This is a genomic window from Legionella sp. km772 (genome assembly GCF_003989735.1).
In the GTDB taxonomy this organism is placed as follows: domain Bacteria; phylum Pseudomonadota; class Gammaproteobacteria; order Legionellales; family Legionellaceae; genus Legionella.
Genome location: NZ_RZGQ01000093.1, coordinates 1 through 11,401, shown reverse-complemented (window position 1 = coordinate 11,401; position 11,401 = coordinate 1). Strand labels below are relative to the sequence as shown.

Below are 11,401 nucleotides of genomic sequence, written 5' to 3'. Positions count from 1 at the left end.
GAAAATCAAATAATCACTATAAAGATCAAGCATATCCATTTAATTCCCTCCCTAAAATTAAGGGCGGAATTCTAATGCTTTTTAGTCAAACTACAAGTTTATGTGCGTAACATGAGTTATTGAAATAACCTACGGTATTAATAAACCGATTGCCTTGGAGGGCATAAGTTCCACTTAAGGATGAGTCATTCTGAATATGAGCGAATAAAGAAGCATCAATAGGCATGTTTTGTTCAAAAATCGGAAATGAAGGTAAATTATAATACTTGATTTGCTCAATAAAAACCAATAGACCGATAAAGTGAACGTTTGTGCTATTTTCTAGGCATGAATCAGCTGACTAAGGCTATTTAAATACTGTTGTTCATCCGGTGGCAGGTTATTTTTTTGGGCAAGCCACAGACATTCGGCTAATTGTTCCATAATCAAATGCTCAACTGAGAGAGGGGCTTTATATTTTTGGACTAATTGTTGGAAGAGGCTGCTAATTCCGGTGGGGCGATTAGTGGCTACTTGTTCACGGACTGCAAGATGAAGTCCCATATGCAGGAAAGGATTGGTTTCACCAAATTCAGGGTAATAGGTATGCTCTTGGAATTTATTACGGTTATCAATAATTGCTTGGTATTCGGGGTGATCTAAAATGACTTGTACCAATTGTTGTTCTAAAGCCGATAAAGGTTTTTTCTGTTGATAATGCTCCCAACTAGAAAAAAATAATTGCCGGGTTTCTTGAATGGTGTCACCGTAAAACATAATGAAGTAGAAGCAAAGAAAAAACTTATTTTAACCGAAGTAAAAAATAACAACAATGATTCTGGCGGGTCTTGCATCTATGTTAGAACTTTAGCATAAAATATTGACATCTCGCCTAGTATTATGAGATAGTTGCTTTGCGAGGTTGGACTTGCTATGTGTCATTCCACTGGGTCAATTGGCGACACACTGATTGGCCCTTTCTAATTATAATTCAAAACCGCTTAACGCTAATTTAATCCCAATAAATGCCATTATTAAACCACTAAATAATTCAATGGTCTGCCAAATAGAATCTTTTGAAATAACGTTGGCAAAATACCGAGTGGTAAGCGTTAAGGAACTAAACCAGATGAGACTTGCGGTAATAACGCCTGCTAAGAAAGTAAGTTCATGATCAGGAAATTGGCTGCTGCCACTGCCAATAATTACTAGGGTATCTATGATCGCATGCGGGTTAAGTAAGCTAAATCCTAGCGCAAAAAGCACTATTTGGGCGCGGTTATGAAGGTTTTTTGTCTCTTCTTCTTCTTTCTTTTTCGGCGTAAAAGCGCTGCGTAAGGCTTTCAGGGCATAATAAAGTAAAAAGGCTGACCCTAACCAGATCATCGCAATTTGAAAATTAGGATGCTCTAGAAGAAGCTCATGCAAGCCAGCAACACTGGCACAGACTAAAATAATATCGCAAATAAAACAAACAACAGCTGATAAAGCCGCATGGTTGCGTCGAGCGCCTTGCTTAATAAGAAAAATATTTTGTGGCCCTAAAGCCATAATTAAGGAGAGACCGAGAAGCAAGCCATTAAAATAAATGAACATAAGCCAATTTAGTTTATCAAGGTCGAGTGATTATAACACAAGTCCGAAAAAAATTGTTGCGGCCAGCCATGTCCGCGCTTATAGGGTTTTATTTTTATAGTCGTGACATATTTTTTTTAACACGTCGTGCAATATAGGGCCTATGCTGGCAATGGAGTAATCCTGTACGCGTTGAAAGGCGTTCAGCCCTAGTCTCCTCCTCAATTCGATATTTTTAAGCACTTGTTCCAAGTTATCAGCCATACTAATCGGATCTTCACTAGGAGAAAATAAAGCACTATCGGAGTCCGCTATAATTTCTCTCGGTCCTGGCAAGTCAGTGAGGACTAAAGGAAGGGAGTGACGCATTGCTTCTAGGATAACTAAGCCGAAAGCTTCTCTGCGTGAGGGCAGACAAAAAATATCCAGTTGGTCATAAAAAGAATCGCGGTCATTAACCCAGCCCTGTAAGCATACTTCTTTTTCCAGTTGATAGTCGCGGATGAATTTTACATAATGTTCTTTTTCTGGTCCGTCGCCGGCAATTTCTGCTTTGAATAATACATTTCTTTGTTTTAATTCAGCCAAGGCTGCCAGAAAAATATCAATGCCTTTCATCGAAGCAAAACGAGCACAAACCCCAATGACTGGAATTTCGCAGGCTTTGGGGGCTTTATAGGTTTTCTCTTCCGTGAACGCTAACATATTAGGTACGGTAAATACTTTATGCTCAGGAATACCGGCTTCAATAATGTCTTGGCGCATACGATCGGTAATTGCAATGATGGCATCAGAACCAAAATTGTAATGCCCCTGCACATGACAAACAGCTATTTTTGGAACGGCAGTTCTAGTTTTTTTAAACAAATAAGCGGCGCGGTAGCTGTGGGTGATAATGCAATCAGGTTGTTCTGTTTGAATTAACTTTCTTAATTTATAGACAGCAAAAAAATCATGCTGGTTAAAATTGTGGATAGTGCGTAAATGTTGGGGGGGACACACATTAAGAATTTCTGCTTTAGGATGGATGACTGGAATGACGAGATTGCCTTGTTGCTCGAGGGTCGGGATATAATTTAAAAAAACTTGCTCTAAACCGCCATTCACTTTAGAAAACATGGCATTGACTACTTTCATGGCTTTATCCCCAAAAAACGAAGTGCTAGCGAGTCCTGGCTCGCCCTTATGAATTATTGCCCTTGGCTATCCGGCTAAAAAAATCTTTCTCGTATTGGCAAAGAGATGTAAACGTGCACATAAAGGTCGTTCTACTGTTTAAGCGTCCATAGTAAAGCTTAGTGCAGCACCCCAAATTAGCACGGCTGAGTTGTTGCACTTCGTTGCCAAATGGCGATTTTTTATTTGTCTTAAGCTGATGCCAGTGAGTGAACATCTACCCAGATTTGCTCGTTATCAATTTTAATAGGGTAGATCTTTAAATTCTTTTCTTTGCCAATTTTACCTAAGGCTTTTCCTAGTATCGGTGGCCAGGGTGACCAGCATTTAGCTTCGCCCGTCGTTAAATCGAATTCACTTTTATGAAAAGGACAGACAATGCTATTTTGGTCCGTTATTTTTCCTTTCACTAAAGGTAGTTTTAAATGAGGGCATTGGGATTGAACGGCATAGGCTTGTCCTTCATGCCAAAGCAATAAAATTTTTTGATCATCAATGACCGTGGTATGGCGAGTCATCTCTTGCAAAGCACGAAGTTCCATTACTGGTTTAAAAGCCATGATTGTTCCTATTTCAAAAAAAGTAGCGCTCACAAAAAGAGCATTATATCAGCCCTGTTCAAAATCTGTTAGCGTTGCCGGCAATTAAAAAGCTGTTTTTTAATTAAATACTACTAATTTATGGCCATAAAAAACATTTTTTTATGAAAAGAGACTTCGAATTGCGGAATAACATTGCAAGATCTTAGTGCTGGGGTATAAAATGCGATAATTATTCTGTCTCCTCATGAGAGTAGTTAAAATAAGAACAAATAGGAGGGAGCGTGGGCTCTTTGTCACAAAGAATATCAATTGCATTTACCTTAGTTACTTTAGTAAGCCTAGGACAAGTATACGCTGAGCCTCTTAATGGTTCTGTTAGCTCCAGTGATAAACCCTCAGGCCATGAACAGCTGATAGATGGTTATTATCCTGCTTATCCGCCTACTACACCGGCTGCTGGCCAAGAAGACTTAGTCAAGCGCGGTGAATATTTGGCCAAAATGGGCGATTGCATAGCTTGTCATACGGATGGGAGGTCAAATAAAGGCCCCTATGCCGGTGGTTTAGCGATCGAGACTCCCTTTGGTACTTTTTATAGTCCTAATATTACCCCTGATAAAGAAACTGGGATTGGGAAGTGGACTGAACAAGATTTTATCCGAGCCTTAAAAGAAGGTAGAGATCCGCAAGGGCGAAATTATTTTCCGGTTTTCCCGTATATCTATTTTTCAAAAATTTCTGATGATGATGCACGTGCTTTGTATGCTTACTTTATGAGTATCCCTGCTATTCATCAAGAAAATACGCCGCTAGGCTTTCCTTTTGGCGTACCTGGTGCTCGTCTAAGCTTATGGGGCTGGAATATGCTCTTTTTCTTCCCCGACAACAGCCCTATTGAATACCGCAATGATCAAACTCCAGAATGGAACCGTGGTAAATACATTGTGGATGGTTTAGGCCACTGTAGCATGTGCCATACTCCCTTGAACTTAGCAGGCTCACCTAAGCAGCGTTATTATTTAACTGGTGGTTTTATTGATGGTTTCTGGGCACCAAATATTACTAAATGGGGCTTAGAGTCTGCCACTCATGAAGAGGTGGTGGATGTATTTAAGAAAGATAAATTAATCAATAACGCAGGCCCTGTTGCAGGCCCCATGGCTGAAGTTAACCACGATAGCTTAAAGTACTTAACTGACGCCGATATGATGGCTATTGCAACCTATATTAAAACAGTTGAAAGTGAAGAACCTTTGGGGCTTCCTCCTTCAAATGCCAAACCTTCCTTGGCTCGCGGACGCTTAGTTTATACAACCGCTTGTGTGATTTGTCACCAAAACGGAGAGATGAGCGCGCCACTTATTGGTGATGCGTCCAACTGGTATATGCGCTTAAACGATAGTGGTTTAGAGGGTTTATACCGCCATGCCATTGACGGGTTTAACTCGATGCCGCCCAAAGGAGCTTGTGTGACTTGTTCTGATAATGACATTATTTCTGCAGTAGATTATCTGCTAGATGAATCGTTAACTCGTGCACAAGCTAGACAGATACAAACCAAAAGTAGCGAAAACTCCCCTCATCATGATGAGGGAAAGAACCCTACAAAAAGTGAAGAAAGCTCTTCCTTGAAGTAATGATTATTTTGTATAGGTTAATTAAATAAATTTAGGTTAGTTTACTAACCGTAATCAATGAGGGATTGGGATGTTAAACAGGTTAAAAATCTGTAGATCTTTAGTACTGTTAGTCACTTTTTTCGGTGCGCAAACAGTGATGGCTGCCGCCGATCAGTGGCAGCTTAATATGTATCGTGGAGTAACGCCACTAAGCAAAGATATGTATTATTTGCATATGGTGTGTATGGTGGTCTGCGCTATTATCGGCGTCGTGGTTTTTGGCGTAATGATATATTCCTTAATTCATCACCGAAAATCTAAAGGCTACATTCCAGCTACTTTTCATGACAATCAGCGTTTAGAAATAGTCTGGTCTATTATCCCTTTTTTAATTTTGGTAGGTTTGGCTATTCCGGCCACCCGCGTTTTAATTCGCATGGAAGATACCAATAAATCGGAGGTAACTGTTAAAATAACGGGTTACCAATGGCGTTGGCAATATGAGTATATTGATCAAGGGGTAAGTTATTTTAGTAACCTCTCAACACCCTATAATCAAATTCAAAACAAAGAAAAGAAAGGGGAATGGTACCTGCTTGAAGTAGACAAGCCTTTAGTTTTGCCCGTCAATAAAAAAATCCGTTTCCTGGTGACCTCTAATGATGTTATCCACTCCTGGTGGGTGCCTGAATTGGGTATTAAACGTGACGCAATGCCAGGTTATATGTATGAAGCCTGGGCGAAAATTGAAAAAACGGGTACTTACCGCGGGCAGTGCGCTGAGCTTTGCGGGATTAACCATGGGTTTATGCCCATTGTCGTTGATGTCGTTAGCGATGCAGAATTCCAAACCTGGATTAATAATCAAAAGAAAACTGAAGAAACAGTGAATTTTGCTCAACCTGTAGTAGCAGAGCAAAAAACCTTGACTCGCAATGAACTCATGACCTTAGGAAAAGAGAAGTATGAACTAATATGCGTTGCTTGCCACCAAGAAAATGGTAAAGGCATCCCTCCACTTTATCCTGCTCTTCAGCATAGTTCTGTGGCTGTAGGTCATCCCATTACCCGCCATCTAGATATAATTATGAACGGAATTCCAGGTTCTGCTATGCAATCGTATAAAGATCAATTAACAGATGAGGAAATTGCGGCTATTGCAACCTATGAGCGTAACGCTTGGGGTAACAATACCGATGAATTAATACAACCTGCAGAAGTGGCAAGCTTAAGGCAGGAACAAAACAAACAACCTAAGATGGTTGATAAGGTTAACGCTGGAGGTTTTCGATGAGCGATACATTAACACACGATCATGATTTGCATGATGGACATGATCATGGCCCAGTCCGTGGAAAAGGCTTGCTCGGCTATATAAAACGCTGGGTCTTTACTACGAACCATAAAGATATTGGTACTTTATACCTTTGGCTCGCAATGATTAGCTTTTTTGTTGCCGGTGGCATGGCGCTGATAATAAGAGCTGAGTTATTCCAACCGGGTCACCGTTTTGTTGATCCTAACTTTTTTAACCAAATGACCACCTTACATGGTTTAATTATGTTATTCGGTGTGGTCATGCCCGCGTTCACAGGAATGGCAAACTGGCAAATCCCAATGATGATTGGTGCGCCTGATATGGCTCTGCCGCGCTTGAATAACTGGAGCTTTTGGATTCTTCCTTTTGCTTTTTCTTTATTATTTTCTACGATGTTTCATGCAGGCGGTGGACCAAACTTTGGTTGGACTATGTATGCGCCGCTGTCTACTACCTATGCTCCTCCGAGTACAGATTTCATGATCTTTTCTGTCCATATGATGGGATTGTCTTCAATTATGGGCTCGATTAATATCATTGCAACCATTCTAAATTTACGCGCTCCTGGCATGACTTTAATGAAAATGCCAATGTTCGTATGGACATGGTTAATTACGGCATTTTTATTAATAGCCATTATGCCTGTGCTTGCTGGTGCGGTAACCATGATGCTCGCAGATCGCCATTTTGGAACGTCCTTCTTTAATGCTGCCGGCGGAGGCGACCCCATTTTATTCCAACATATTTTTTGGTTCTTTGGCCATCCTGAAGTATATGTTCTAGTCTTACCTGCTTTCGGAGTTATCTCAGAAGTAATTCCTACCTTTAGCCGCAAACCATTATTTGGTTATCACTTCATGGTCTATGCAACAGTAAGTATTGCTGTGCTTTCCTTTATAGTTTGGGCGCACCATATGTTCACCACGGGTATCCCTTTAGGTGCAGAACTCTTCTTCATGTACACGACGATGCTCATTGCGGTGCCCACGGGAATTAAAGTATTCAACTGGGTAAGCACCATGTTTAAAGGGGCAATGACCTTTGAAACCCCCATGCTGTTTGCCTTAGCCTTTGTGTTTTTATTTACCATTGGTGGTTTTACGGGATTAATGCTTGCTTTAGTTCCAGCCGATTATCAATATCAAGATAGTTATTTTGTTGTCGCTCATTTCCACTATGTGCTTGTCCCTGGCGTTATTTTTTCATTAATGTCAGCGACCTACTATTGGCTACCCAAGTGGACCGGGCATATGTACAATGAGACGCTGGGTAAATGGCATTTTTGGTTATCCGTTATTTCCGTAAATATTGCTTTTTTCCCGATGCATTTCCTAGGCTTAGCTGGCATGCCAAGAAGAATTCCTGATTATGCCCTGCAGTTTGCCAACTTTAATGTGATTGTGTCGATTGGAGCCTTTATTTTTGGTTTTTCGCAATTATTATTCTTATACAATGTATTTCTCACTGTTCGTAAAAAAGGGTCAAGCAAAGATTTAGCCACAGCGGAAGTATGGGAGGGCGCTCATGGCTTAGAATGGACTCTACCGTCTCCACCGCCATACCATACCTTTACTACTCCACCTAAGATTGATTAAGGTGGGGTTTTAATGACTGAAGAGAGAAAACAAAGAAAGTTACTGATTATATTGGGTTTTATAGTACTTGGTATGTTTGCTTTTGGTTTTGCCTTGGTGCCTATTTACAATACTTTATGCAAAAGTTTAGGCATCAATGGCAAAACCAATACGGAAGCCATAGCTTATGATGCAGCAAAGGTTAAAGTGGTCAAAAACCGTGAAGTATTAGTACAGTTTGTGGCCACCAATAATAGCGGGGTACCTTGGGCTTTTTATCCGAAAGTAAAGGAAATAAAAGTACATCCAGGTGAGATAACCAAACTAGCATTTTATGCGGAAAATAAAACAAATCATCCAATGGTAGTGCAAGCGGTACCAAGCGTGACTCCAGGCATTGCTGCAAAGTATTTAAAGAAAACCGAGTGTTTTTGCTTTACCCAGCAAACGCTCAATGGTCATGAAGCAATGAACATGCCTTTATTGTTTCATTTAGACCCAGAGTTGCCAGAAAATGTGAATACAATAACGCTGTCCTACACATTATTTGATGTAACAGACAGAGCACTTAATTAAAAAACAACTAAATGCGTATTTAGGTATAGGAGAGCAAAATACAATGGGAGCACACGGTACTTATTATGTCCCCCAGCCCAGTCATTGGCCATTAGTGGGATCATGTGGATTAACAACTATGTTAGTAGGTGCTGCATCGTGGCTGCATCATGACTGGTATGGTCCTTATATTTTCTTTCTCGGGTTCTGTATTATCATTGCCATGATGTTTGGCTGGTTTGGCCAGGTGATCTATGAAAATGCGAAAGGGGTCTACGATGAGCAGGTCGATAGATCCTTCCGTTGGGGTATGTGTTGGTTCATTTTTTCGGAAGTTTGCTTTTTCGGTGCTTTTTTTGGCGCCTTATTCTTTAGCCGGATATGGGCCCTTCCTCTTTTAGGTGGTGAAATCCATCCGATTACCCATACAACTCTTTGGCCGGATTTTAAGGCAGTTTGGCCTTTACTTACTAACCCCAATAACAACATTTTTGCAGGTGCTCGTGAGGCGATGGGTGCTTGGGGATTAGCGGCAATTAACACGTTAATTCTTTTAACCTCCGGTGTGACGATCACCTGGGCGCATTGGGCGTTGAAACTTAATAAGCGCACCCAATTGTTAGTTGGGATGGCGTTGACCATCAGCCTAGGTATTCTTTTCTTATGCCTGCAAGCCTATGAATATCATGAGGCGTATACGGAAATGAATTTAACGTTAGCCTCCGGTATTTATGGTACCACCTTTTTTATGCTAACCGGCTTCCATGGATTACACGTGACACTAGGGACGATTATGTTAATTGTTATCTTAGTCCGCTGCAAACGTGGCCATTTCACCCCGGAAAGACATTTCGGCTTTGAAGGGGTTGCTTGGTATTGGCACTTCGTGGATGTGGTTTGGTTATTCCTCTTCTTATTTGTGTATTGGTTATAACACTAGCTGCAGGAGCAGGTATGAAAACGGACTTTTTTAATAAATTGGTAGTAAGTACAGGTTTTTTGATTAGCACATCCTGTCTTTATGCAGGTGGAATGGGGCCAGTCCACTCGGTTCACAATTGGACCGGGTTTTATATCGGTGGAAATGCCGGTTACCTGTGGGGTTCTTATTCTGCCCCAGTGTGGATTGAAACGCTGCTCGTTGGGAATAGTGTAATTGGTCCTTCTATTCAATCTTACAATGAAGATGTCAGTTCGTTTACCGCTGGTGGGCAAATTGGTTATAACTATCAAACCCACAGCAATTGGCTATTTGGCGCAGAATTTAGTTTTAATGGTGAGCGATTAGACGCCATCCATTATGTTACTGCGGCGGAGCTTAGCTCCACTACGGCCTACGTAGTGGATGATAGTTATGCGGCAACTAACAACTGGCATTCAGCGGTTTTAGCGCGCCTGGGTTATGCGTGGAATAATTTCATGTTTTATGGCGTAGGTGGCGTTGCGTTAGCCAATATCAATTTTGCCGCTAATTTTATTGAAAGCAGTTCTGGTGGGGTTGTTTATCCTGCAGCTTACGGTAATGATAATGAGGTCATGGTAGGTGGAACGGGGGGGCTTGGCTTAGCGTATGCACTTTCGCCCAATTTAAATATTGGTGTTGAGGCGCGTTATACCAATTATGGTTCCCAAAAATTCAATTTAGCTACTGTACCTATTTATCCTGCGGCAGGATTAATTAATAATTTCTATTATCAACCAGCCTATGCCAAGTTAAGTGTCAGCACTGGCGAAGCTGTGGTTAAAGTCAATTATCAATTCACCTAGTTGATCCAAATTTTAATTACCCTATTATAACTAGCAAGCCTTAGCGCGACGGTTATAATAGGTATTATCACCCCTAGTATGGCGTAATTAGCCTCGCTACTTAGCTGCAATCTAGATAAAAAATTAGCCTATACTTTATTATAATGTATCTATTGTTCCGAGAGAACTATGCCCCTAGATAAGGAAAAAGCAAGGGAACTTGAGCGCCTATTAGATCAAGTCTTAGAAACACAATTTGCTTTGCGACATAAAGCTAATGCACGCGCTTTGCCCGGTCAATTGCGCGAGGACATATCTGCTGTATGTGATGCATGTCAAGAGCACTTTAGTGCCACTGCCCAAAAAATACGCACAGGTACCGCGGCAGAAAGTGATATGGCTACTTTAAAAACCGTCCATGATAACCTAACTAAAGCCAATTTTTTAGTGGATAGTGTTAATCTCACCCTCAAAGCAAAGGAAAATGACTCCAGCTTTGTCGCTAAATTAGTGAGTGAAACCAAACGTATAGGCAATACGCTGGGTGAGATGATTAAGGACGACTCACGTTCTCTAGGCGATAAACTGTTTACTGGAATGAAAGCCTTAGTTGTGAGTTGTTTAGATGCAGCTGTGGGGGCTGCTAAAGGGATTCGGCAAGGCTATGTTGAAAATGAAGGCCTAGTAAATACTCTGGGTGGCATAGTAAAAGGAGGTGCAAAAGGTGCTCTCTTAGGTGCTGCCTCTGGGGCTGCCGATGCATTTATGAAAGATGAGGATAGAGCAAGGAAGCAGATTAGCGATCTGCGTCAATCCAATGCGAGCGAATTGCTAGTGCTTTATGACAAGGTTAAAGATGAGCAAGCGCCAGGCTTTGCTGCCAATAAAGCACGTATTGAGGTTTTAAAAGAAGAGCAAAATTATTTATCTGAACTTGACAATAAACTAAATAATAACCCGGATCAAAAAACTACTAAGGAAACCATAGGTTCATTGCGTGTATTGTCTTTAACCAGCGCGGGTTCTGCCTTAATGCATACCGCCTTAGAAACCATGCATGATTTTAGCTCCGCGCAAAAATTTGGTGGTTTAGAAGGACCTAAAGCCCTCGAAAAATTAGGTAAGGAGGTTGTCAGTGCAACTAAAAATTTTAATGCGGTATTAGATGATGCTTCCACCTCATTACCCTCCAAATTATTCACTCATGTTACGCACATAAACTTGTAGTTTGACTAAAAAGCATTAGAATTCCGCCCTTAATTTTAGGGAGGGAATTAAATGGATATGCTTGATCTTTATAGTGATTATTTGATTTTC

Annotated in this window: 12 protein-coding genes; 7 read left to right on the top strand and 5 right to left on the bottom strand. The window is 40.9% G+C overall.

The window, feature by feature from the left end; genetic code table 11:
* Positions 1 to 85 precede the first annotated feature (85 nt).
* From ELY15_RS16125 to ELY15_RS10070, 5 genes are all read right to left on the bottom strand, one after another.
* Positions 86 to 226: a hypothetical protein gene (locus ELY15_RS16125; RefSeq protein WP_158617445.1), complete on the bottom strand. Its 141-nt coding sequence runs from the start codon at positions 224 to 226 to the stop codon at positions 86 to 88.
* A 95-nt stretch (positions 227 to 321) separates the two neighbouring features.
* Positions 322 to 756: a DUF1841 family protein gene (locus tag ELY15_RS10085; protein ID WP_127099601.1), complete on the bottom strand. Its 435-nt coding sequence runs from the start codon at positions 754 to 756 to the stop codon at positions 322 to 324.
* Positions 757 to 963: 207 nt separating this feature from the next.
* Complete coding sequence (locus tag ELY15_RS10080; protein ID WP_127099599.1) at positions 964 to 1,575, bottom strand: LysE/ArgO family amino acid transporter; 612 nt, start codon at positions 1,573 to 1,575, stop codon at positions 964 to 966.
* A 78-nt stretch (positions 1,576 to 1,653) separates the two neighbouring features.
* Positions 1,654 to 2,691, bottom strand: a complete 1,038-nt coding sequence (locus ELY15_RS10075) for a glycosyltransferase family 4 protein (protein ID WP_127099597.1) — start codon at positions 2,689 to 2,691, stop codon at positions 1,654 to 1,656.
* A 230-nt stretch (positions 2,692 to 2,921) separates the two neighbouring features.
* Entirely contained in the window at positions 2,922 to 3,290 is a 369-nt protein-coding gene (locus tag ELY15_RS10070; protein ID WP_127099595.1) for a Rieske (2Fe-2S) protein, read from the bottom strand.
* A 272-nt stretch (positions 3,291 to 3,562) separates the two neighbouring features.
* Here ELY15_RS10070 and ELY15_RS10065 point away from each other — a divergent pair, with 272 nt between their 5' ends.
* From ELY15_RS10065 to ELY15_RS10035, 7 genes are all read left to right on the top strand, one after another.
* Positions 3,563 to 4,909 (top strand): c-type cytochrome, encoded by a 1,347-nt coding sequence (locus tag ELY15_RS10065; RefSeq protein WP_370449415.1) that lies wholly within the window; start codon positions 3,563 to 3,565, stop codon positions 4,907 to 4,909.
* A 70-nt stretch (positions 4,910 to 4,979) separates the two neighbouring features.
* Entirely contained in the window at positions 4,980 to 6,185 is a 1,206-nt protein-coding gene (gene coxB / locus ELY15_RS10060) for a cytochrome c oxidase subunit II (RefSeq protein WP_127099591.1), read from the top strand.
* Positions 6,182 to 7,804 (top strand): cytochrome c oxidase subunit I, encoded by a 1,623-nt coding sequence (ctaD, locus tag ELY15_RS10055; RefSeq protein ID WP_127099589.1) that lies wholly within the window; start codon positions 6,182 to 6,184, stop codon positions 7,802 to 7,804. Before coxB ends, ctaD begins: the two co-directional genes overlap by 4 nt.
* Positions 7,805 to 7,816: 12 nt before the next feature.
* Positions 7,817 to 8,359, top strand: coding sequence for a cytochrome c oxidase assembly protein (locus ELY15_RS10050; protein WP_127099587.1), 543 nt, complete (start codon positions 7,817 to 7,819; stop codon positions 8,357 to 8,359).
* Between the two features lie 43 nt (positions 8,360 to 8,402).
* A complete protein-coding gene (locus ELY15_RS10045) occupies positions 8,403 to 9,272 on the top strand; it encodes a cytochrome c oxidase subunit 3 (RefSeq protein ID WP_127099585.1) in 870 nt (289 codons plus the stop codon).
* Positions 9,273 to 9,292: 20 nt separating this feature from the next.
* Positions 9,293 to 10,105, top strand: coding sequence for an outer membrane protein (locus ELY15_RS10040; RefSeq protein ID WP_127099583.1), 813 nt, complete (start codon positions 9,293 to 9,295; stop codon positions 10,103 to 10,105).
* A 168-nt stretch (positions 10,106 to 10,273) separates the two neighbouring features.
* Complete coding sequence (locus ELY15_RS10035) at positions 10,274 to 11,311, top strand: hypothetical protein (protein ID WP_127099581.1); 1,038 nt, start codon at positions 10,274 to 10,276, stop codon at positions 11,309 to 11,311.
* Positions 11,312 to 11,401: the final 90 nt, after the last annotated feature.